Raw genomic sequence first — 20312 nt, forward strand, 5'->3', positions numbered from 1 at the left:
TTCGCCCACTGCATGGGGTGCAAGGGGTCGAGTGTTCGAATCACTCCGTCCCGACCATTTATTTCAATGACTTAGCCCAATCAGCAACGATTGGGCTTTTTCATGCCTGCGGTTTTTGAGCGAATAGTGTAAGCACCCTGTGGTTCGTCAAGGTCTACGCAGTATCAAATCCAACCTCACTCAAACATACCAGTTGGCCAACCTGGCATCCGCCTGGCTTCGGCTTCCCTGGCAAAGACCTATCGCGCCGGCGCGATTGTGAACGCTGGAAGTATATGCTGCTGAAGTTCGTCGATCACCTCCAGGGCCGGTCGGCGTGTGGGTTTGAGGTTCAGTGCAACGTGATTGATCCCGGCCTCCCGTTGACGGGCGAAGAAGTCCTTCAGTGCATGCCGACCGCCGCGCAGCACTCGTCCCGTTTGTAGAGGCGCGTCAGCATTGGTGTCCAGATCGAACATGGCGCCATAGCCAAACGGAACAAATCCTCGCGAAGATGTCACTTCTCGCCAATGCGGGACGGCCTCTGGCATGCGCAGCGGATCCCCGTGCCAAATCCAAGCATCGACATTCTCCGCCAGCCACTCCAGGCTTTGGCCAGCACGGCCTATGGCAATGACAGGGATACGCGGAGCAGCTGGCTTTGGTACAAGATCGATATCCCCCCTTAGCTCACCAAAATGTTCAGTCTTGAGGCGTGGGAACGACTCTGAAGTCAGGGTTTTGATGAGCGCTACTGCCTCTTGGTAGCGCTGTACGCGGCTCGAGAAGTCGACACCGAACGCGGGGTACTCTGTTGCGCGGTCACCCGAGGCCATGCCCGCGAGGAAGCGGCCACCTAATAGTTGATCCGCCGTGGCGAGCTGTTTAGCTGTGATAATCGGCTCGCGTAATGGGCTGACGATGCCGGCAGTGCCGATCGCAATCCTGCCGGTCAGTGCGGCCAACCAACCGGCATACACCAATGGGTCGAGAACTTGGCCAGTGTCCCCGAAAGATGGATCGTAAAACGGCACGTCGCGCAGCCACAGTGCGGCCGCATCGCTCTGGTCAAGGCGCTGCACTATCTCCGCCTGGTCCGCCAGGCTCGGGAAGGGGCTGTCTGGATATCCACAGGCGGGAGAGATGAATCCAATGGTCAACTCGCCGGGCTGGAAGGTGCGGCTAAACGTTGTATGGTTCGCCAGGTCATGGGATTGATTGTTCTGAACCATCAGTCGTACTCCATTTTGCAAACAGGTCGCACTATTCTAATGATGAGCCGAACGCCAATTTCCGACCTTTTGGATCGAGAATGGTGAAAAAATGTCCCCAATAGCCGGCCGCGGACATATCGCCACCTTCATTTATTGAAGTCCTCCAGCGCCGTTATCGAGTCAATTCATGCCCAAATGGCACGCGAAACCCCGAGGCGTTGCGGTGACCGCCGCCGCCGTACTGGCTGGCAACTTCAGAGACGTCGACGCCTTGGTCGGTACTTCGCAATGAAAACGATCGCCCCTCGGGCCCATCCGAGTAGCACGCGGCGAAGGCCTCGCCGGCGGTCATGATGTTCCCTGCATCGCTGGCGAACATGCCGGGGATATTGGCGACGGGCACGTCATGCCCGCCGATCACCATCCGCCGCTGAGTGCTCCGTATCAGGTCGGTTACCGTTTTCTGGCGCTGGCGCTCGATGGCCACACCGTCCGAGAGCAGGCTGCTGACCTCGTCGGCAAATAGCCCATCCCAAATCTCGAAATCCTGGGGGTAGCTGAACAGGTTCGCGAGTATTTCGCGGGTGCCTGCCAGCTCAAACCGCCAAAGGTCCCGATCCTCGATATGATTGATCAGGGCAGGGCGCGGCTGACCGGGGAAGAAGAAGTCCCAGGCCAGGCCAGCGCCGGATCGGTTCATGTCGAACAGCGCGTGCAGGCGGCCGTCGCGGTGTTGCTGGTACGATTCGTGCGATGGCCCCGCGCTCGGTACGTCTTGCAGGGCGGCCTGTGCTGTCTTGTGGTGGTCGAGCACCAGCACTGACTCGGCAACATCTGCCATGGCGGTCAGTATTTCGAGGTTGAACGAAAAGTCGACGATGATCACGCGCTTGCCGGTGGCGTCCGGCGCAGGCGCGCCGTGCTTGGCCGCGTGGAAGTCGATGTCGGCACCTAGGGCTTTGCGCACGACCCAGGCGGCGCCGAAGCCGTCGGCGCAGTTGCCATGATAAATGCAAAGGTAGTGCGGTTGATCTTCTGGCATGAGGTTCCTTGTCCGGCAGGTGGCCGGCGGGCTCCAGTGTAAGGGGTAGACGGTTATACCGGCGATGCAATACCTTCAGCTGACGCAGCTTATAGGGGATCGAACTGCGATGTTCGTGTTGCTGGGTATTACCCTCTGGGCCATTGCTCTATTTATGCTGGTAATTCACTTCGAAGCCTCGGCCGCCGCGTTGTTCCTGTTCGGCCTCGCGATGATGTGGCCCGCCATCTTCTACGGCAAGCAGGGCGATAAGCGCTTCGCTGGCTGGTACCCGTCCCTGAAGATTCTGTTGAGCAGTTGGCACTGATGGCTGCTGAGTTTCGTGCCAACCATCAAGTTGTCCGAAGCGCCAGTCAGGCTTGAAGGTCCGCCATACGACGCCCCTGGTCAGCTCCAGTCTCGGTCGGCAGGCGTGACCACTCGCAGACGCTGCAATCAAGCGTGATAAGGTGACCCCATCTGAATATCTTCGGGGACCGCCGAATGCCTTACGAGTTAGATGGCCGCCTGGTAATCGGCGTGGCCTCGAGTGCCGTATTCAACCTGCTGGAATCCGACGCGATTTTCAAAAGTGAAGGCGAGGAGAAGTACCGAAAGTTCCAGGAGACGAACCTCGACAACCCTCTGCCCAAAGGCATCGCATACCCCTTCATCAAGCGTTTGCTGTCGCTCAATGACCTCTCGCCTGACCCGGCCGATCCGCTGGTGGAAGTCGTGCTGCTGTCCAAGAATGACCCCGATACCGGGCTGCGAGTCATGAAGACCATCGAGCATTATGGCCTGCCCATGACTCGGGCTATTTTCATGCAGGGCCAGTCACCTTATGAATACATCCCGGCGCTCAACATTGCGTTGTTCTTGTCGGGCGACAAGGCCGATGTCGAGGCTGCGATCAAGGCCGGGCATCCCGCCGGGCAAATGCTCGACTCCAAGTTCGATGATGACGAAGACGACCAGACGTTGCGGATTGCCTTCGACTTCGACGGTGTATTGGCAGGGGACGAGTCGGAGGCGGTCATGCAGACCGCTGGCCTCACTGAATTCCATGCTCACGAAGTCAAGAACGTCATGCAGCCCCATCACCCAGGGCCGCTGAAAGAGTTCATGGTGCGGATTGCCAAAATTCAGTCTGTGGAAGAGGCGCATAAAAAGCATAATCCCGGCTACAAGAACCGGATCCGCGTCTCTATCGTCACCGCACGCAACGCGCCCTCCCATGAGCGTGCCATGAACACGCTCAAGAGCTGGGGCGTGATGGCCAACGATGCGTTCTTTCTGGGGGGGATCGAGAAGGGCAGGGTACTGGGTGTTCTTAAACCGCACATTTTCTTCGATGACCAATCAGGGCATCTCAAGTCCGCCAGTGCGGTTGCGCCATCGGTGCATGTGCCGTTCGGGATCACCAATCAGGCTGCACTCGGGCCGTTTGTTGCTGAAGCGCCCGAGCGCATCGAGGACGCCCTCTAACGGGTCAAGATGCCTGCATTGGCAACGGCGCGCTCACTTCTGATCATCGTCGCCTTTGCCAGACAGGCTTTTGCCCGTGAACAACACCATCAGTACCCCGGCGACCAGCACGATCCCGGCGATCAACGTATAGAGCTGCCGATCCGCCATAAGCGAGACGTTGCTGATGCGGGCACCATCGGCCGTTGCTAGGGTGGTGTCCATCATGAACGCCGCGATCATGGCGATCACGCCGACGACGGTAAGAATCAAACCAAGGCCGCGCATGGCATCTGTTCCTCAAAAGTGAGGCGCGATTCTACTACTCTCGCCATCCGCTTTGATGGCTCAGCTATGTTTACCCGCCGCAACGCTAGGCTCGACCAAGCTCAAATGCCAGCCGTTGTCGTCATGCTGATAGATCGCAACAAGGCTGCCACTTTCTTTGTGCAGCGTGCCATTTTTGCCCGGAACATTCACCGAAAAATCGGCGATGGAATAACCGCCTGCGCCCGTGACGTGGACCTCTTTGATAGTGATCTGGTGACCCTGCGCGCCAGACTTGAAGCGGTCGACATAATAGTCATGCAAGGCCTTTTGCCCCCGAACCAGCGGGCCGGATGGCGACACAAGCACGCCATCACTCGCATAGAGAGAAGCCATGGCGTCCGGGTTTTTGGCTGCATAGTTGGAATCATAACTGTGGCCAAGGCTCACCGCAGCGTTCATCAGTTCCGTTTGGTCAGCATCTGCAGCATAAGCCGAGGACGATGCGGCGAGGGCAGTAAACAATGCGGCAGAAACACAGGTCGGGATTTTCATCGGTCAAACTCCATTTATTATGTGAGTCGATATTTGCCTGCTGAACTGCTTTGCATAGCAGGTTGCTATGTTGTGAGGTGAGGTCAATCTAGCAGTGACCTTTGCTCGATTGGATGTAGATTGTTTTATACAGTTGAAGTGAATGGTCCCCGTTGCTAGCGGTCCCGGATAGCAGTCTGCACTACCGGGACGCGCTCCCCAGGCTCAATCCAAAAGCAGCACCACTCCTCCATCCCGCCTCAGGTTTACCCCCAGCCAGCCGATACCACCTCCAGACGTCCCCAATAATCAGAAAAACCATCGCGCTCCCAGCGATAAAGTCAGTACCACCTTCTTGCCGCCACCATTTCGCACAAGCCTCAAGCCTTCGGACGGTTTTCCATGAAAAGAACCTTGCGTTTCAGCCACAAGATCCTCATTGCCGCTGCCCTGATCGTCGCCGTAGCCTTCGCCCTGTTCACCAGCTACAACGACTACCTGCAGCGCAACGCCATCCGCAAGGACCTGGAAAACTATCTGCATGAAATGGGCGGCACCACGGCCAACAACATCAGCAACTGGTTCGATGGGCGCATTTTGCTGGTCCAGAACCTCGCGCAGAACATCGGCCTCAACCCCGAGCCTGGCAACGTGGTCCAGTTACTGGAACAAAAGGCCCTGACCTCGAGCTTTCTGTACACCTATCTGGGCACCACCGAGGGCACCTTTACCATGCGGCCCGACGAGGCGATGCCGGCCGGGTATGACGCGCGCACACGCCCCTGGTATCAGGCGGCCAAGGGCACCGCGCCAGCGCTGACCGAGCCCTACGTGGACGCGGCCTCGGGCAAGCTGATCATTACCGTGGTCTCGGCCGCCAACAAGGGCAGCCAGGCCCTGGGCGTGGTGGGTGGCGACTTGTCGTTGGAACGCGTGGTGCAGATCATCAACTCGCTGGACTTCGGCGGCATGGGCTATGCGTTTCTGGTCAGCGCCGACGGCAAGGTGCTGGTGCACCCGGACGGCAAACTGGTGATGAAGACCCTCGCCGATCTTTACCCTAAAAACACGCCACGCATCGGCACTGATCTGAGCGAGGTCGAAGTGGATGGCAAGACGCGTCTGGTGACCTTCGCCCAGATCAAGGGCCTGCCATCCGTGGACTGGTACGTGGGCATTTCGGTGGACAAGGACAAAGCCTATTCGATGCTCAGCGAGTTCCGCACCTCGGCGATCATCGCGACCGTCGTGGCGGTGATTTTCATCATCGCGCTACTGGGGATGCTGATTCGCGTACTCATCCAGCCCTTGAACACCATGACCCGGGCCATGGAAAACATCGCCGACGGTGAGGGCGACCTGACGCGCCGGCTGACGATCCACAGCCAGGACGAGTTCGGCGTGCTCGGCACCGCGTTCAACCGCTTCGTAGAGCGCGTGCATGGCTCGATTCGCGAAGTCGCGTCGGCCACCGAGCACGTCAACGAGGCGGCGTTGCGCGTTGTCAGCGCTTCCAACTCGTCGATGGTCAACTCCGATGAGCAGGCCAACCGCACCAACAGCGTCGCGGCCGCGATCAACGAGCTGGGTGCGGCCGCCCAGGAAATCGCCCATAACGCCGCGCTCGCTTCGCAACAGGCCAGCTCCGCGCGCGAGTTGGCGCAAGAAGGCCAGCAAGTCGTCGATCAGAGTATCCAGGCGATGACGCGCTTGTCCGATCTGATCAGCACCTCAAGCGGCCATATCGAGACGCTCAATAGTAAAACCGTGAACATCGGCCAGATTCTCGAGGTGATCACCAGTATTTCTCAGCAGACCAACCTGCTGGCCCTGAACGCCGCGATCGAGGCCGCGCGGGCAGGTGAGGCCGGTCGTGGTTTCGCCGTGGTCGCCGACGAGGTGCGCAACCTTGCACACCGCACCCAGGAATCGGCGCAGCAGGTGCAGGGCATGATCGAAGAGCTGCAAGTCGGCGCCCGGGCATCGGTGAGCACCATGGGCGAAAGCCAGCGACACAGTCAGGACAGCGTCGGTATCGCCAACCAGGCGGGCGAGCGGCTGAGCAGCGTGACCCTGCGCATTGGCGAAATCGATGGCATGAACCAATCGGTCGCCACCGCGACCGAGGAACAGACGGCAGTGGTGGATGCGATCAATATGGATATCAGCGAGATCAACATGCTGAATCAGGAGGGGATGGAAAACCTGCAATCGACGCTGCGCGCCTGCGCGGATCTGGAACAGCAGGCCACGCGGTTGAAACAGTTGGTGGGGAGTTTCAAGATCTGACGGCGACATGCAACCAAAGATGCCGCGATCAACGCGGCATCTTTCATTCAAGCCTTAGCGATAGCGCTCGAGCCAATGCGCATACGGCGCCGGCAACGTCCAGGAAGCCTTGTCCACCCCCAGCTCCTTGGCGGCAAAATACGGCCAGTGTGGATCCGCCAGATGCGCCCGGCCAACCGACACCAGGTCCAGATGCCCAGCCTCGATGGCTTCGTGGGCCAGCTGCGGCGTACCGAAGCCCCACGCCGAAGTCACCGGCAGAGCCGCCTCGCGACGCACGCGCTCGGCAATCGGCCCCATGAACGCAGGTCCCCAGGGGATGTTGGTCTCGGGAATGGTGAAGCCCACGCTGACGCTCAACAAGTCCAGGCCACCGGCCTTGAAGCGGCGAGCCAGTTCAATGGACTCGGTCAAGGTCCGCTCATCGCGGCCGTCGTACTCGAGTACGCCAAAACGCGCGGTCAGGGGCAGGTTCTCCGGCCACACTTCACGAACGGCGGCGAGGGTTTCAAGCAGGAAGCGGCTGCGGTTTTCAAAGCTGCCACCGTACTCATCGGTACGCTGGTTGGAGTGCTCGGAAAAGAAGCTCTGGCCCAGATAGCCGTGGGCGAAGTGCAGTTCGATCCATTCAAAGCCGGCATCGCGGGCACGGCGGGCGGCATCGACGAAGTCCTGGCGCACGCGAGCGATGTCTTGCAGGGTCATTTGCTGTGGGACTTTCGGCAGGTTGGCACCGAACGCGATCGCCGAGGGGGCGATGGTCTGCCAGCCGCGGGGATCGCCCTCAGCGATGTGATCGTCGCCTTCCCAAGGGCGGTTGGCGCTGGCTTTACGGCCGGCGTGGGCGATCTGAATGCCCGGCACGGAGCCTGCGGCCTTGATCGCCTTGACCACGGGGACAAAAGCCTGGGCCTGTTGGTCATTCCAGATGCCGGCGCAGCCTGGGGTGATCCGGCCTTCCGGGGACACAGCAGTCGCTTCGACCACCACCAGGCCTGCGCCGCCACGGGCCAGACCGGCGAGATGCACATGGTGCCAATCGTTGATCACGCCGTCGTCGGCCATGTATTGGCACATCGGCGGAATCGCGATGCGATTGCGTAGGGTGATGTCCTTCAGGGTGAAGGGCTCGAACAATGCGGACATAGGAAAACTCCAGGCAGGTTTTGATTCGCTTGTTCGATAGTATTCGAAATATGGCTTTAATTGAAACCCCTCGCTATCATCCGACTATGCGAGCCCTCAAACATCCCCCACCATCCGATTTCGTCCTCGAGCGTCTGCTGTACGCCCTGAGTGATCCCGTGCGCATGGGAATCGTCCGCTGTCTGGCCGCAGTGCCTGAGGCGTCGTGCGGCGAGCTGGATGGTGGACGGCCCAAATCCAGCGTGTCCCATCACTTTCGGGTATTGCGCGATGCCGGCCTGGTGCAGACGCGCAATGTCGGCACCACGCACATGAACTCGCTGCGGTCCGAGGAGTTGAATGCTCGGTTTCCCGGATTGCTGGACTGCATCCTGGCGCAGTCCTGATCCGCGCATCGACCGGCATATTCGATACACAAACGTGCGCCGCGCGTCCGAAAACCTTTATGCCAATTCCATCGCTGTGCCTTCGGGCCCGCGCGCACTTGTCTAGTCCGCGCGCCTTTCAGGTCGCCACATTCATCGTAGATGTCGGCTAGATACCTGCAATATGCCGGCTTTATCCGTCAAGAAACTGTTATCTCGCGTTCATCTGCGGGTCATCGGACTGCCACACGCTCTCTCTAAGGTCACTCGCACTGCAGCCCGCCATGGACGGGTTGCACCGCTCGGCGATTGGCCGTGGCAAGCCTCCAGACCACAAGACAGAGAAGCCCATGAACGCAGCCATTCATGTCGACCGCTTGAACAAGACCTTTGCACGCAAGACCGCCCTGGTCGACCTTGCATTGTCTATACAACCCGGAGAAATGGTCGCGCTGATCGGCGCCTCGGGTTCAGGGAAATCCACCTTGCTACGCCACCTGGCAGGCCTCGCCTGTTGTGACCGCCGCAATGGCGGCACGGTGCAAGTGCTGGGCCGGGACGTACAGACATCCGGATGCTTGAACAGCCACGTACGCCGCCTGCGCGCCGACATCGGCTACATCTTCCAGCAGTTCAACCTGGTCAACCGCCTCAGCGTACTGGACAACGTGTTGCTCGGCTGCCTGGGCCGCATGCCGCGCTGGCGGGGCACCCTCGGGCTGTTCAATGCCGAGGAAAAACAGCGCGCCATGGAGTCGCTGGCCCGCGTCGGCCTGGCCGATCTGGCCCAGCAACGGGCCTCGACCCTGTCCGGTGGCCAGCAACAGCGGGTGGCAATCGCCCGAGTGCTGACTCAACGCGCCGAGGTCATTCTGGCGGACGAGCCCATCGCCTCGCTGGATCCGGAGTCGGCGCGCAACGTCATGGAGATCCTTGCCGATATCAATCGCCGCGACGGCAAGACCGTAGTCGTCACCCTCCATCAAGTCGACTACGCGGTGCGCTATTGCCCGCGTGCCGTGGCCCTCAAAGGCGGGCGCATTCATTACGACGGCAAGGGCGATGCGCTCAGCAGTGAGTTTCTCAATGAGCTGTACGGCGCCGACGTCGAGACCAGCCTGCTGGTCGCCGATCAAGCCCGCAACGCTGGCAAACCGCCGCGGCTGGTACTGGCCCAGGCCTGATTGCAGCCCCTCTCTCATCTTTGGATTCAGGAGCACTCGATGTTCAACCGTATCGGTCGCGCGTTCGCCTCTGCCGCCTTGCTCGCCAGCTGTTTGCTGGGTACCGCGCAAGCCGACGACAAGGTCATCAACTTCGGCATCATGTCCACCGAGTCTTCGCAAAACCTGAAAAGCATCTGGCAGCCGTTCATTGACGACATGTCAAAAAAGACCGGCCTCAAGGTCAACGCCACCTTCGCCTCCGACTATGCCGGCCTGATTCAGGGCATGCGCTTCAACAAGGTCGATGTGGCGTGGCTGGGCAACAAGGCGGCCATGGAGGCCGTCGATCGCTCGGGCGGTGAAATCTTCGCCCAGACCGCCGCCGCTAATGGCGCGCCGGGCTACTGGAGCCTGATCATCGCGCGCAAGGACAGCCCGATCAACTCGGTCGACGACATGCTCAAGCATGCCAAGGAGCTGACGTTCGGCAACGGTGATCCGAACTCGACGTCCGGTTACCTGGTGCCCGGCTACTACGTGTTCGCCAAGAACAACGTCGACGCCGCCACCGCGTTCAAGCGCACCCTCAACTCCAGCCACGAAGTCAACGCCTTGAGCGTCGCCAAGGGCCAACTCGACGTTGCCACCTTCAACACTGAAAGCTGGGACCGCCTGGCCGTGACCCAGCCTGACAAGGCCGCCCAGCTCAAAGTGATCTGGAAGTCGCCGATCATTCCGGCCGACCCGATGGTATGGCGCAAATCGATGCCGGACGACGACAAGAACAAGATCCGCGAATTCTTCGCCACCTACGGTGATACCGACGAAGAAAAGGCCGTGTTGAAGAACATGCAGATGGGCAAGTTCCTCAAGTCCTCCGATGACCAGTTGCTGACCATCCGCCAGTTGGAACTGTTCAAGCAGAAGTCCGAAGTCAGCGCCAGCACCACCCTCGATGCCAACGAAAAAACCGCTCGCCTCAAAGCCATCGACGACGGCCTGACCAAGCTTCAGGACCGCATCTCGGATCTGGAAAAACAAGGCAACGCCAAAGCCGGCTGAACCCGACTGCGCGGTGCTGCGACGCCGCGCTCGAGGGGCTTTCATCCACAACCAGCAAACGGGATCGTTCATGACTACGCATGCTGCATACGCTGAAGCGGCCGGCACCCGCGCCTGGGGCCGCTACCTGGGCTGGGGCCTGTTCGTCGCCATGATGGCCTGGGCCTGGCACGGCGCTGAAATGAACCCGATAGCGCTATACCGCGACTCGGGAAACATGGCGACCTTTGCCGCCGACTTCTTTCCGCCGGACTTCCACGAGTGGCGCTCGTACCTCAAGGAAATGATCGTCACCGTGCACATTGCGCTGTGGGGCACCTTGCTGGCCATCGTCTGTTCGGTACCGCTGGGCGTGCTGTGCGCCGACAACATCACCCCGTGGTGGATTCACCAACCGCTGCGCCGGGTCATGGATGCGTTTCGTTCGATCAACGAAATGGTCTTCGCGATGCTGTTCGTGGTCGCCGTGGGGCTTGGGCCTTTCGCCGGTGTGCTGGCGCTGTGGATCAGCACCACCGGGGTGCTTGCCAAGCTGTTCGCCGAAGCGGTGGAAGCGATCGATCCGGGCCCGGTCGAGGGTGTGCGCGCTACCGGTGCCAGTGCGTTGCAGGAAGTGATCTACGGGGTGATCCCGCAAGTACTGCCATTGTGGATTTCCTACGCGCTGTATCGCTTCGAGTCCAACGTGCGCTCGGCCACGGTGGTGGGGATGGTCGGCGCGGGCGGTATCGGGGTGATTCTGTGGGAAAACATCCGCGCCTTCGAGTTCGTTCAGACCTGCGCCGTGTTGCTGGTGATCATCTTCGTGGTGAGCGTCATCGACATCGTTTCGCAACGCCTGCGCAAGCAGTTCATCTAGCGTTTTTACCGAACCGACGGGAGAGGGTGTGAACCCTTTTTTAGCCATGAACTTGTCTAGACAAGAACCGATGTACCAAGCGCTTGCGGATACGTTACGCAGCGAGTTGAGCCGTTTCAGCGCGGGCGACTACCTGCCTGCGGAAATCCAGTTGGCGGCGCGCTTTGCGGTCAATCGCCACACCGTGCGCCGCGCGGTCGACGAGCTGGTGCGTGAGGGCAGCCTGTTGCGTCGTCAAGGCAAAGGCACTCAGGTGTTGGGCCGGCCGCTGGTGTATCCGGTGTCCGCCGACAGCGCCTACAGTCAGTCGCTGTCGGCCCAGGGCCATGGCGTCGAAGCGATCCTGTTGCAGCGGCGCCAATGCGTGGCGACGCGTGAAGAGGCCGAGCAGCTAGGTCTCCCGGAACAGGCGCCCCTGATCGAACTGCAAACCCTGCGCCGCCTCGACGGCCAGCCGGTCAGCTTGATTCGCCATCGCTACTGCGCCTCCCGCACTGAACTGCTGGCCGACTATCAGGGCGGATCGGTGCGTCAGTTTCTGGCGGCGCGGGCGCTGGCCTTGACCCGCACCTTCAGCCTGATCGGCGCTCGTTTGCCCAGCCGCGAAGAGGCCAGCGTATTGCTGATGCCGCGTCATCTTCCGGCCCTCACCGTTCTGACTCTTTCCCGCGACACCGACGGCCATCCCGTGGAGCTTGCGCAGTCCACCAGCCGCTGCGACCGCTTCCAGTACCAGATCGTCACATGATGGAGATGCCTCTGATGCCCGTCTCATCCGCTGTCCCGTCCACCACCGCCGAGCAACGCCTGCGTCAGTACTGGATCGGCGTGCTGTCCCGCGCTCGAGCCGCCGATTTCACCGCGCATGAGCCGGCCTTGCGCGATGCCGAATACCAACTGATCCGCGCGCCGGAGATCGGCATGACCCTGGTTCGCGGGCGTATGGGCGGCAGCGGTGCGCCGTTCAATGTCGGCGAAATGAGCGTCACCCGATGCGTGGTGCGCCTGGCCGATGGCCGTACCGGCTACAGCTATCTGGCCGGACGCGACAAGCCCCGCGCCGAACTGGCCGCACTGGCCGATGCCCACCTGCAAGGCCCGCAACAGGCGCGCTGGATAAGTGAGCTGATCGAACCCCTGGCGCGTGCTCACGCTGCGCGCCGAGCCCGGCAAGAAGCCGAAACCGCAGCGACCAAAGTGGAGTTTTTCACCCTGGTCAGAGGAGAAAACTGATGACTGCCACTCTTTTACAGCCCGCATTCGCCGACCCCGTGCTCGACGCTCAGCGCAGTTTTCGCGCCGCCCTCAAGGCCCTGGCGGGCCCCGGCGTGGCGCAACAGCTGCCAGCCGCGCAGTTGCCGCCGCACCTGCAAGGCCTGGCGGCTGCCAGCCACGGCTTGTGCCTTGCGCTGTTGGACATCGACACGCCGTTGTGGCTCGCGCCGAGGTTCGACACTCAGGCGATCCGCGCCAACCTGACTTTCCACTGCGGCTGCCCCATCGTCAGCGACCGGCAAAACGCGCGCTTCGCACTGCTCGACGACAGCCAACTGCATGATCTGAGCGGCTTCGACCTGGGCAACGACCGTTACCCCGATCAGTCCTGCACGCTGCTGGTCCAACTGTCGAGCCTTGAGGGCGGACGTCAGCTGGCCTGGCGCGGCCCGGGTATCCAGAACGAAAACCCGGTGGCGCTGCCTCTGACTGAAGCGTTCTGGCAGGAACGTGAAGCGCGTAACGACTTCCCCCGCGGCATCGACATGTTCTTTATCGCTGGCAATCGATTGCTGGGCCTGCCGCGCAGCACCCAGGTCGCGTTTGCGGGAGGTGCCTGATGTACGTTGCCGTCAAGGGTGGCGAACAGGCCATCGACAATGCCCATAAGGTGCTGGCGAAGAAGCGTCGAGGTGACACCTTGGTCGCCGAACTCGACGTCGAGCAAATCCGCCAGCAACTGCCACTGGCCGTGGCCCGGGTCATGACCGAGGGCTCGCTGTACGACGAGCAGTTGGCAGCGCTGGCCATCAAGCAGGCCGCGGGCGATCTGGTCGAAGCGATCTTCTTGCTGCGCGCCTACCGCACGACCTTGCCGCGCTTTACCGCCAGCCTGCCCATAGACACCGCAGACATGCTGCTGACGCGGCGTCTGTCGGCCACCTTCAAGGACGTGCCGGGCGGTCAACTGCTTGGCCCGACGTTCGATTACACCCACCGTCTGCTCGACTTCAGCCTGCTGGCCGAGGGTGAATACCCTGGCCCGCAGTTGCAGGAAGATGCCACCCAGGCCCCCTGTCCTCGGGTGTTGGGCTTGCTCGCCCGCGAAGGCCTGATCAAGGAAGAGGTCGACAACGGTGCAGCCATTGCCGACATCACCCGCCAGCCGCTGGAATACCCGGCCAGCCGCGCGCAACGCCTGCAGGCGCTGGCTCGGGGCGATGAAGGATTCCTGCTGGCGCTGGGCTATTCGACCCAGCGTGGCTATGGCCGCAATCATCCGTTTGCCGGTGAGATTCGCATCGGCGAAGTCGAGGTGTGGATCGAGCCTGAAGAGCTTGGCTTTGCGGTGGCCATCGGCGCCATCGAAATCACCGAGTGCGAGATGGTCAACCAGTTCGTCGGCTCTGGCAGCGAGCCGGCGCAGTTCACCCGCGGTTATGGCCTGGCGTTCGGGCATGCCGAGCGCAAGGCCATGGGCATGGCGCTGGTCGACCGTTCGCTGCGTGCCGAGGAGTACGCCGAAGAAATCCAGTCGCCTGCGCAGCAGGAAGAATTCGTGCTGGCCCATTGCGACAACGTCGAGGCCGCGGGGTTTGTCTCGCACCTCAAGCTGCCGCACTACGTCGATTTCCAGTCCGAGCTCGAACTGATCCGCAAACTGCGCAAGCCCTTCAAGGAGCATGGCCAATGAATGCTGCCACCCAGCCTCGCCCGGGGCGCGACGAGGCGTACAACTTCGCCTACCTGGACGAACAGACCAAACGCATGATCCGGCGCGGCTTGCTCAAGGCCGTGGCGATCCCCGGTTATCAAGTGCCCTTCGGTGGCCGAGAAATGCCCTTGCCCTATGGCTGGGGCACCGGCGGCATGCAACTGACGGCGGCGATATTGGGGGCCGATGACGTGCTCAAGGTCACCGATCAAGGTGCCGACGACACCACCAACGCCGTGTCGATTCGCCGCTTCTTTGCCCGCACCGCAGGGGTGGCGACCACCGAGCGCACGGCGCAAGCGACGATCATCCAGACCCGTCACCGCATCCCGGAAATGCCCTTGAGCGCCGACCAGATCATGGTCTATCAAGTGCCCAACCCCGAGCCGCTGCGCTTTATCGAACCGCTGGAAACCGAAACCCGGACCATGCACGCGCTCAACGACTACGGAGTGATGCACGTCAAACTCTATGAGGACATCGCCACTTTCGGCCACATTGCCACCGCCTATGCCTACCCGGTGACGGTGAACGATCGCTATGTGATGGACCCGTCGCCCATCCCCAAATTCGACAACCCCAAACTGCACATGAGCCCGGCGTTGATGCTGTTTGGCGCCGGCCGCGAGAAGCGCCTGTACGCCGTGCCGCCGTACACCAAAGTCGCCAGCCTGGACTTTGAAGACCATCCCTTCGAAGTGCAGAAATGGCAACACGACTGCGCCATTTGTGGCAGCCACGAATCGTTCCTCGACGAGCTGATTCTCGACGATCAGGGTACTCAGCGTTTCGTCTGCTCGGATACCGATTACTGCGCCCAGCGCGTCAGCCAGGGGAGTGACAGCCAATGATCGCGGCCCGTGCAATACATCAGATGACAGCCACCGACCGCGCCACCGATCGCGCGCAACCCCTGCTCAAGGTGCGCGGTCTGGGCAAGTTGTATGGCCCGCAACAGGGCTGTCAGGACGTCACGTTCGAGCTGTATCCGGGCGAGGTGCTGGGCATCGTCGGCGAGTCGGGCTCCGGCAAGTCGACCTTGCTGTCGTTGCTCAGTGGCCGCTGCCCGCCGGATGCCGGCGTCATCGATTACCGGCGCAGCGATGGCCAATGGCTGGATCTGTACAGCGCCAGTGAGGCCGAGCGGCGCACCTTGCTGCGCACCGAATGGGGTTTTGTCGAGCAGAACCCCCGTGATGGCCTGCGCATGGCGGTCTCGGCGGGCGCCAACATCGGCGAGCGGCTGATGGCCCAAGGCGTGCGCAACTATCAAACGCTGCGTGCTGCGGGGCTGGATTGGCTGAACCAGGTCGAGATCGACCCCGCGCGGATCGATGATCTGCCACGGAGCTTTTCCGGCGGCATGCAACAGCGTTTGCAGGTGGCGCGCAACCTGGTGTCCGGGCCGCGTCTGGTGTTCATGGACGAGCCGACGGGTGGCCTGGATGTGTCGGTGCAGGCGCGCCTGCTCGATCTGATGCGCGGCCTGGTGCGCGAGCTGGACCTGGCCGTGGTGATCGTCACTCACGACCTGGCCGTGGCGCGGCTGCTGGCGGATCGGCTGATGGTGATGCGTCGCTCGCGCGTCGTCGAGACCGGGCTGACCGATCAGATCCTCGACGACCCGCAACACCCTTATTCGCAGCTGCTGGTGGCCTCGGTCCTGCAACCCTGATCCGCTCATTGGAGTGCCTTTCATGAACACGCTGATCGAGGTCCGTGACCTCTCGAAAACCTTCACCTTGCACCCGCAGAACGGCGTGGTGCTCAGGGTGTTGCGCGGCCTGAACTTCTCGGTGCGCGAGGGCGAATGCCTGGTGTTGCAGGGGCAGTCCGGCGCCGGCAAAAGCACGCTGCTGCGCACGCTGTACGGCAACTATCTGCCCGCAGGCGGCAGCATTCGCATCCAGCACCAAGGCCAATGGCTCGAACTGGTGGGCGCCGAGCCCCGGCAAGTGCTGGCGGTGCGGCAGCAGACACTGGGCTATGTCAGCCAGTTCTTGCGAGTGATCCCACGGGTCTCGACCTTGGATGTGGTCATGGAACCGGCGCTGGCTCGCGGCGTACATCGTGCCGATGCCATGGCCCGTGCCGAGCACCTGCTGGCACGCCTGAATATCCCGCAGCGCTTGTGGCAATTGGCGCCGGGGACCTTTTCGGGTGGCGAGCAACAACGCGTCAATATCGCCCGGGGCTTCATGGTGCCATGGCCGCTGATGTTGCTCGATGAACCCACCGCCTCGCTGGACGATGGCAACCGCCAGGTGGTGCTGGCGCTGATCAATGAAGCCAAGGCCGCCGGCGCTGCGGTGATCGGTATTTTCCACGACCGCCAGGCCCGCGAAACGGTAGGCGACCGGCATCTGGACATGACCCCGGCGCAGTTGACTGCCAAGGAGTTGCTCGAATGCTGAACGAACAGATTCTCACCAATGCGCGCATCGTTACCGCTGATCGGGTGTTCAACGGCACGGTGGTGCTGCGTGATGGCCTGATCAGTGAAGTCGACACCCGCCGCAGTCGCCTGCCCGGTGCGCAGGACCTCAACAACGATTATCTGCTGCCCGGACTGGTGGAATTGCACACCGACAACCTGGAAAAACACCTGAGCCCGCGTCCTGGCGTGGACTGGCCTTCGGCGTCGGCGGTGATGAGCCACGACGCGCAGATCATCGCGGCCGGCATCACCACGGTGTTCGACGCGCTGTCCATCGGCGACGTCAACCCGAAGGGCAAGCGCATGCAGCAACTGCCGAGCATGGTCGAGGCCATCGCCGTGGCCAATGCGGCGGACATGACCCGCGCCGAGCATCGTCTGCATCTGCGCTGTGAAGTCTGCCATCCGGACACCCTCAGCGTGTTTCGCGATCTGGTGGAACAGCCATTGGTGCAGTTGGTGTCGGTGATGGACCATTCGCCGGGTCAACGTCAATTCGCGTTGGAGTCCAAATACCGCGAGTACTACATGGGCAAGTACCACATGAGCGGCGAGCAGATGGACGACTTTATCGTCGAGCAAGTGGCCAACTCCAAGACCTACAGCGACCGTTATCGTCGAGCCATTGTCGACATCTGCCTGGCGCGTGGGCTGTCGGTGGCCAGTCATGATGATGCGACGCTCGAGCATGTCGAGGAATCGGCCGGGTATGGCATGTCCATCGCCGAGTTCCCGACCACGCTGGAGGCCGCACAGGGCTGTCGACGTTTGGGCATGAGCGTGTTGATGGGCGCGCCGAATATCGTGCGCGGCGGCTCGCATTCAGGCAACATCGCGGCGGCCAGTCTGGCCCGGGAAGGGCTGCTGGATATTCTGTCGAGCGACTATTATCCGGCGAGCCTGTTGCAGGCGGCGTTCACCCTGGCGGCGCAACTCGAAGACGATGGCCAGGGCGCAGGTTTGGCGCGGGCGGTGGCGACGGTCAGCGGCGCCCCGGCCAAGGCTGCGGGGCTCAATGATCGCGGCGAAATCCGCGTCGGTCAGCGCGCCGATCTGATCCACGCTCGGGCCCACGGCACGCTGCCAGTGGTGCAACAGGTCTGGCGGCAAGCGAAGAGGGTGTTCTGATGGCAGGCAGGTTGATCTATCTCATCGGGCCGTCCGGTTCGGGCAAGGACAGCCTGCTCGATGCGGCGCGGGAGGCACTGGCCGAGCGCGGCTGTCGGATCGCGCGGCGGGTCATCACCCGTTCGGCTGAAGCGGCCGGCGAGGCCGGCGAGGCCGGCGAGGCCGCGCAAGCGGTCGACGTCGAGCGGTTTTTGCAGATGCAGGCGCAAGGCGCGTTCGCCCTCAGCTGGTTCGCCAATGGCCTGCATTACGGTATCCCCATCGCCATGGATGACTGGTTGGCCAGCGGCCAGGACGTGCTGGTCAATGGCTCGCGTGGGCATCTGTCGCTGGCCCGCGGGCGCTATCCCGACCTGCGGGTGGTGCTGCTCAGCGTGGAACAGTCGGTATTGCGTCAACGCTTGCTGGCGCGAGGCCGTGAATCAGTGGACGAGATCGATGCGCGGCTGGCGCGTAATGCGCAGTTCACCTCGCAGTTGCTCGGCGCAGATCCGGGGGTGGTGATGCTGGATAATTCCAGGGTGTTGACCGGGACCGTCGCGCGTTTGCTTCACCATATCGATCGCGAGGGCATATGCGCCTGACGTTGCTCGGCACCGGCGATGCCCGGCAGGTACCGGTGTATGGCTGCCAGTGCCAGGCTTGTCGGGCGGCGCGCGATGATGGGCGTTGGCGGCGGTTGCCATGCTGTGCATGGGTGGAGTGTGGGGATCAACGCTGGCTGATCGACAGCGGCCTGACCGATCTCACTGAACGCTTTGCGCCGCGCAGCCTGAGCGGCATTCTGCAGACCCACTATCACGCCGATCATGCCCAGGGCTTGCTGCATCTGCGCTGGGGCCAAGGGCTGGTGATCCCCGTGCACGGGCCGGTGGATTCCGAGGGCCTGGCGGATTTGTACAAACATCCGGGGATTCTGGATTTCAGCCAGCCGTTTTCGGCGTTTGAGACACGTCAGTTCGGCGATTTGCGCGTTACCGCATTGCCGCTGGTGCATTCCAGGCCAACGCTGGGCTATTTGCTGGAGGGGGGTGGGCGCTGTATTGCTTACCTGACGGACACCGTCGGTCTGCCTGAGGAGACCACGGATTTATTGCGCAGGAGCACGTTGGATTTACTGGTTCTCGATTGCTCGATGCCGCCCCAGGCGCAGGCGCCGCGAAACCACAATGACCTCAATCTGGCGTTGCAGATCATTGCAGCGTTGCAACCACGTCAGGCCGTGTTGACCCATGTCGGGCACACGCTGGATGCGTGGTTGCTGCACGAGCCTCGGGAGCTGCCAGCCCACGTCACTATCGCCCGGGATGGGATGGTGCTGTAGGCCGACACTTGGGCTGAATCAGCGACGCAGCAAACGGCCGATCACCAAGGCTACTGCGGCGCTGATAGCCAAGGCTGCAACCGGTTTTTCCTTGACGAAGGTCGACACGCTGTCCAGCGCATCACCGTAGGTCTTGGTCAGTTGCCCGGATACTTCGTGACCCGCACCCTCGGCCTCAAGCTTCGAATCGCCAAACAGCTTGCCTACCGCACCTTGAGCCTTGCCGGCGACTTTCTCTGCAATGCCTTCGATCTGTTCGTTTTTCATGGTTAGGGCCTATCGGGTCTGATCATGGAATGAAGTGCAAGACGAAAGCTTGCGTCACAGGATTAGGGCGGTTGGGCGAGGGGTTAGTTCCATTCGTGGCCATCGCACTGCTCAATCATTTCCAAACCCCATCACAGCTATCACCCCCGACATCTGTTCCGGCCACTCCCCAACGCTCAACCTGTCCCTGAACCCAACCAGGAGCACGCCGCCATGTTCGCCATGCAATATAGCCATCGCCTGCCTGCCGACTACGATCTGCAGATCATCCGCCAACGCGCTGCCGAGCGGGGCCCGTTGTGGGATACCACCCCAGGTTTGCTGTTCAAGGCCTTCGTCTTGCAGCAGGCCGGTCGCCACGGTGCGACCGGCAATGTGTATGGGTCTGTGTACCTCTGGGCCGACCCGGCGGCGGCTGTGCAATTCATCGCCAGCGAGCGCTTCGACAGTGTCATCCGTTCGTTCGGCCGCCCGCCCATCGAGACCTGGTTGCCAGTCCAGGCGCTGCGTGGCCCGGCTCGACAGGCGCTGACGCTGTACCGCGATGAACAGAACGTGGCGGTCGACCCTGCCGATCCTGCAGGCGACCTGGAGCGCAATCACGCCATCGCCGCGCAGCCCGACACCGTCGCGGTATGGACCGTGCTCGACCTGCACGGCTGGCGCCGGGTGCGCTTCACCCTGTCGGCGGCCGAGCCGGATACACGCGCTGCCCAGCAGGTTTACCACGTGCTGCATCTCGCTGCGCCCGGCCTGGCAGCGCTGGGCTGAGGGCGCGCTACCGCGACTGGGTGTGGCTGCATTTGGCCGAGGTGCTGGCTGGCGCGGCGGGCGTCGCCGCGTTGACCCTGGTGGCGG

24 protein-coding genes are annotated in these 20312 nt (G+C 61.9%); 18 read left to right on the forward strand and 6 right to left on the reverse strand.

Going from position 1 to position 20312, the window contains the following annotated elements; all coding sequences use genetic code 11:
- Window positions 1-239 precede the first annotated feature (239 nt).
- Both REH34_RS23825 and REH34_RS23830 read right to left on the reverse strand, forming a co-directional pair.
- Window positions 240-1211, reverse strand: a complete 972-nt coding sequence (locus REH34_RS23825) for an LLM class oxidoreductase (protein ID WP_311969370.1) — start codon at window positions 1209-1211, stop codon at window positions 240-242.
- Between the two features lie 154 nt (window positions 1212-1365).
- The gene (locus REH34_RS23830) at window positions 1366-2235 is read right to left on the reverse strand and encodes a DHHA1 domain-containing protein (protein WP_311969371.1); all 870 of its coding nucleotides are present in this window, start codon (window positions 2233-2235) and stop codon (window positions 1366-1368) included.
- A gap of 109 nt (window positions 2236-2344) precedes the next feature.
- On the opposite strand from REH34_RS23830, the gene REH34_RS23835 reads away from it, so the two are divergent.
- Together REH34_RS23835 and REH34_RS23840 are read left to right on the forward strand one after the other, a co-directional pair.
- A complete protein-coding gene (locus REH34_RS23835; RefSeq protein ID WP_311969372.1) occupies window positions 2345-2542 on the forward strand; it encodes a hypothetical protein in 198 nt (65 codons plus the stop codon).
- Window positions 2543-2718: 176 nt separating this feature from the next.
- Window positions 2719-3702: a 5'-nucleotidase gene (locus REH34_RS23840; protein ID WP_311969373.1), complete on the forward strand. Its 984-nt coding sequence runs from the start codon at window positions 2719-2721 to the stop codon at window positions 3700-3702.
- A gap of 33 nt (window positions 3703-3735) precedes the next feature.
- Here REH34_RS23840 and REH34_RS23845 read toward each other — a convergent pair whose 3' ends face one another.
- Window positions 3736-3969: a hypothetical protein gene (locus REH34_RS23845; RefSeq protein WP_311969374.1), complete on the reverse strand. Its 234-nt coding sequence runs from the start codon at window positions 3967-3969 to the stop codon at window positions 3736-3738.
- Window positions 3970-4029: 60 nt separating this feature from the next.
- Window positions 4030-4503 carry a DUF4440 domain-containing protein gene (locus REH34_RS23850; protein WP_226503630.1) on the reverse strand — a complete coding sequence of 158 codons (474 nt, stop codon included), beginning with the start codon at window positions 4501-4503 and terminating at the stop codon, window positions 4030-4032.
- A gap of 381 nt (window positions 4504-4884) precedes the next feature.
- On the opposite strand from REH34_RS23850, the gene REH34_RS23855 reads away from it, so the two are divergent.
- Window positions 4885-6771 (forward strand): methyl-accepting chemotaxis protein, encoded by a 1887-nt coding sequence (locus REH34_RS23855; protein ID WP_311969375.1) that lies wholly within the window; start codon window positions 4885-4887, stop codon window positions 6769-6771.
- 54 nt (window positions 6772-6825) lie between these two features.
- Here the strand turns inward: REH34_RS23855 and REH34_RS23860 are convergent, their stop codons facing one another.
- Window positions 6826-7917 carry an NADH:flavin oxidoreductase/NADH oxidase gene (locus REH34_RS23860; RefSeq protein WP_311969376.1) on the reverse strand — a complete coding sequence of 364 codons (1092 nt, stop codon included), beginning with the start codon at window positions 7915-7917 and terminating at the stop codon, window positions 6826-6828.
- Window positions 7918-7967: 50 nt separating this feature from the next.
- Between REH34_RS23860 and REH34_RS23865 the strand changes: the two genes are divergently transcribed.
- The 14 genes from REH34_RS23865 (at window position 7968) to phnP (ending at window position 19187) form a co-directional block, all read left to right on the forward strand.
- The gene (locus REH34_RS23865) at window positions 7968-8303 is read left to right on the forward strand and encodes a helix-turn-helix transcriptional regulator (RefSeq protein WP_226503633.1); all 336 of its coding nucleotides are present in this window, start codon (window positions 7968-7970) and stop codon (window positions 8301-8303) included.
- A 329-nt stretch (window positions 8304-8632) separates the two neighbouring features.
- A complete protein-coding gene (gene phnC, locus REH34_RS23870) occupies window positions 8633-9466 on the forward strand; it encodes a phosphonate ABC transporter ATP-binding protein (protein WP_311969377.1) in 834 nt (277 codons plus the stop codon).
- Window positions 9467-9505: 39 nt separating this feature from the next.
- Complete coding sequence (gene phnD, locus REH34_RS23875) at window positions 9506-10510, forward strand: phosphonate ABC transporter substrate-binding protein (RefSeq protein WP_226503635.1); 1005 nt, start codon at window positions 9506-9508, stop codon at window positions 10508-10510.
- A gap of 70 nt (window positions 10511-10580) precedes the next feature.
- On the forward strand, window positions 10581-11369 hold the full coding sequence (gene phnE, locus REH34_RS23880) for a phosphonate ABC transporter, permease protein PhnE (RefSeq protein ID WP_311969378.1): 789 nt from the start codon (window positions 10581-10583) through the stop codon (window positions 11367-11369).
- A gap of 46 nt (window positions 11370-11415) precedes the next feature.
- Entirely contained in the window at window positions 11416-12117 is a 702-nt protein-coding gene (gene phnF / locus REH34_RS23885; RefSeq protein WP_226503637.1) for a phosphonate metabolism transcriptional regulator PhnF, read from the forward strand.
- Window positions 12118-12131: 14 nt separating this feature from the next.
- Entirely contained in the window at window positions 12132-12602 is a 471-nt protein-coding gene (phnG, locus tag REH34_RS23890) for a phosphonate C-P lyase system protein PhnG (protein WP_311969379.1), read from the forward strand.
- On the forward strand, window positions 12602-13204 hold the full coding sequence (phnH, locus tag REH34_RS23895; protein WP_311969380.1) for a phosphonate C-P lyase system protein PhnH: 603 nt from the start codon (window positions 12602-12604) through the stop codon (window positions 13202-13204). The genes phnG and phnH overlap by 1 nt, the downstream gene beginning before the upstream one ends.
- The gene (locus tag REH34_RS23900; protein ID WP_311969381.1) at window positions 13204-14277 is read left to right on the forward strand and encodes a carbon-phosphorus lyase complex subunit PhnI; all 1074 of its coding nucleotides are present in this window, start codon (window positions 13204-13206) and stop codon (window positions 14275-14277) included. The genes phnH and REH34_RS23900 overlap by 1 nt, the downstream gene beginning before the upstream one ends.
- Window positions 14274-15149, forward strand: a complete 876-nt coding sequence (locus REH34_RS23905) for an alpha-D-ribose 1-methylphosphonate 5-phosphate C-P-lyase PhnJ (RefSeq protein WP_226503641.1) — start codon at window positions 14274-14276, stop codon at window positions 15147-15149. The genes REH34_RS23900 and REH34_RS23905 overlap by 4 nt, the downstream gene beginning before the upstream one ends.
- A 23-nt stretch (window positions 15150-15172) precedes the next feature.
- A complete protein-coding gene (gene phnK, locus REH34_RS23910; RefSeq protein ID WP_311969382.1) occupies window positions 15173-15973 on the forward strand; it encodes a phosphonate C-P lyase system protein PhnK in 801 nt (266 codons plus the stop codon).
- Window positions 15974-15995: 22 nt separating this feature from the next.
- Complete coding sequence (gene phnL, locus REH34_RS23915) at window positions 15996-16712, forward strand: phosphonate C-P lyase system protein PhnL (RefSeq protein WP_311969383.1); 717 nt, start codon at window positions 15996-15998, stop codon at window positions 16710-16712.
- Window positions 16706-17863 (forward strand): alpha-D-ribose 1-methylphosphonate 5-triphosphate diphosphatase, encoded by a 1158-nt coding sequence (locus tag REH34_RS23920; RefSeq protein WP_311969384.1) that lies wholly within the window; start codon window positions 16706-16708, stop codon window positions 17861-17863. Before phnL ends, REH34_RS23920 begins: the two co-directional genes overlap by 7 nt.
- The gene (gene phnN, locus REH34_RS23925) at window positions 17863-18447 is read left to right on the forward strand and encodes a phosphonate metabolism protein/1,5-bisphosphokinase (PRPP-forming) PhnN (protein ID WP_311969385.1); all 585 of its coding nucleotides are present in this window, start codon (window positions 17863-17865) and stop codon (window positions 18445-18447) included. Before REH34_RS23920 ends, phnN begins: the two co-directional genes overlap by 1 nt.
- The gene (gene phnP, locus REH34_RS23930) at window positions 18438-19187 is read left to right on the forward strand and encodes a phosphonate metabolism protein PhnP (RefSeq protein WP_311969386.1); all 750 of its coding nucleotides are present in this window, start codon (window positions 18438-18440) and stop codon (window positions 19185-19187) included. Before phnN ends, phnP begins: the two co-directional genes overlap by 10 nt.
- An 18-nt stretch (window positions 19188-19205) precedes the next feature.
- Here phnP and REH34_RS23935 read toward each other — a convergent pair whose 3' ends face one another.
- On the reverse strand, window positions 19206-19454 hold the full coding sequence (locus REH34_RS23935) for a CsbD family protein (RefSeq protein ID WP_311969387.1): 249 nt from the start codon (window positions 19452-19454) through the stop codon (window positions 19206-19208).
- 213 nt (window positions 19455-19667) lie between these two features.
- On the opposite strand from REH34_RS23935, the gene REH34_RS23940 reads away from it, so the two are divergent.
- Window positions 19668-20225 (forward strand): DUF4865 family protein, encoded by a 558-nt coding sequence (locus REH34_RS23940; protein WP_226503648.1) that lies wholly within the window; start codon window positions 19668-19670, stop codon window positions 20223-20225.
- Window positions 20226-20312 lie beyond the last annotated feature (87 nt).

Origin of the sequence: Pseudomonas baltica, from assembly GCF_031880315.1 — a bacterium.
Lineage (GTDB): Bacteria > Pseudomonadota > Gammaproteobacteria > Pseudomonadales > Pseudomonadaceae > Aquipseudomonas.

Excerpts from the sequence above, each read along its gene's own strand:
- phnL (WP_311969383.1), top strand. The coding sequence starts at position 15,996 with ATGAACACGCTGATCGAGGTCCGTGACCTCTCGAAAACCTTCACCTTG.
- REH34_RS23940 (WP_226503648.1), top strand. The coding sequence starts at position 19,668 with ATGTTCGCCATGCAATATAGCCATCGCCTGCCTGCCGACTACGATCTG.
- REH34_RS23900 (WP_311969381.1), top strand. The coding sequence starts at position 13,204 with ATGTACGTTGCCGTCAAGGGTGGCGAACAGGCCATCGACAATGCCCAT.
- REH34_RS23835 (WP_311969372.1), top strand. The coding sequence starts at position 2,345 with ATGTTCGTGTTGCTGGGTATTACCCTCTGGGCCATTGCTCTATTTATG.
- REH34_RS23840 (WP_311969373.1), top strand. The coding sequence starts at position 2,719 with ATGCCTTACGAGTTAGATGGCCGCCTGGTAATCGGCGTGGCCTCGAGT.
- REH34_RS23865 (WP_226503633.1), top strand. The coding sequence starts at position 7,968 with ATGGCTTTAATTGAAACCCCTCGCTATCATCCGACTATGCGAGCCCTC.
- REH34_RS23830 (WP_311969371.1), bottom strand. The coding sequence starts at position 2,235 with ATGCCAGAAGATCAACCGCACTACCTTTGCATTTATCATGGCAACTGC.
- phnD (WP_226503635.1), top strand. The coding sequence starts at position 9,506 with ATGTTCAACCGTATCGGTCGCGCGTTCGCCTCTGCCGCCTTGCTCGCC.
- REH34_RS23825 (WP_311969370.1), bottom strand. The coding sequence starts at position 1,211 with ATGGTTCAGAACAATCAATCCCATGACCTGGCGAACCATACAACGTTT.
- phnC (WP_311969377.1), top strand. The coding sequence starts at position 8,633 with ATGAACGCAGCCATTCATGTCGACCGCTTGAACAAGACCTTTGCACGC.
- REH34_RS23845 (WP_311969374.1), bottom strand. The coding sequence starts at position 3,969 with ATGCGCGGCCTTGGTTTGATTCTTACCGTCGTCGGCGTGATCGCCATG.
- phnN (WP_311969385.1), top strand. The coding sequence starts at position 17,863 with ATGGCAGGCAGGTTGATCTATCTCATCGGGCCGTCCGGTTCGGGCAAG.
- phnK (WP_311969382.1), top strand. The coding sequence starts at position 15,173 with ATGACAGCCACCGACCGCGCCACCGATCGCGCGCAACCCCTGCTCAAG.
- REH34_RS23855 (WP_311969375.1), top strand. The coding sequence starts at position 4,885 with ATGAAAAGAACCTTGCGTTTCAGCCACAAGATCCTCATTGCCGCTGCC.
- REH34_RS23920 (WP_311969384.1), top strand. The coding sequence starts at position 16,706 with ATGCTGAACGAACAGATTCTCACCAATGCGCGCATCGTTACCGCTGAT.
- phnE (WP_311969378.1), top strand. The coding sequence starts at position 10,581 with ATGACTACGCATGCTGCATACGCTGAAGCGGCCGGCACCCGCGCCTGG.
- phnP (WP_311969386.1), top strand. The coding sequence starts at position 18,438 with ATGCGCCTGACGTTGCTCGGCACCGGCGATGCCCGGCAGGTACCGGTG.
- phnH (WP_311969380.1), top strand. The coding sequence starts at position 12,602 with ATGACTGCCACTCTTTTACAGCCCGCATTCGCCGACCCCGTGCTCGAC.
- REH34_RS23905 (WP_226503641.1), top strand. The coding sequence starts at position 14,274 with ATGAATGCTGCCACCCAGCCTCGCCCGGGGCGCGACGAGGCGTACAAC.
- REH34_RS23935 (WP_311969387.1), bottom strand. The coding sequence starts at position 19,454 with ATGAAAAACGAACAGATCGAAGGCATTGCAGAGAAAGTCGCCGGCAAG.
- phnG (WP_311969379.1), top strand. The coding sequence starts at position 12,132 with ATGCCCGTCTCATCCGCTGTCCCGTCCACCACCGCCGAGCAACGCCTG.
- REH34_RS23860 (WP_311969376.1), bottom strand. The coding sequence starts at position 7,917 with ATGTCCGCATTGTTCGAGCCCTTCACCCTGAAGGACATCACCCTACGC.
- REH34_RS23850 (WP_226503630.1), bottom strand. The coding sequence starts at position 4,503 with ATGAAAATCCCGACCTGTGTTTCTGCCGCATTGTTTACTGCCCTCGCC.
- phnF (WP_226503637.1), top strand. The coding sequence starts at position 11,416 with ATGAACTTGTCTAGACAAGAACCGATGTACCAAGCGCTTGCGGATACG.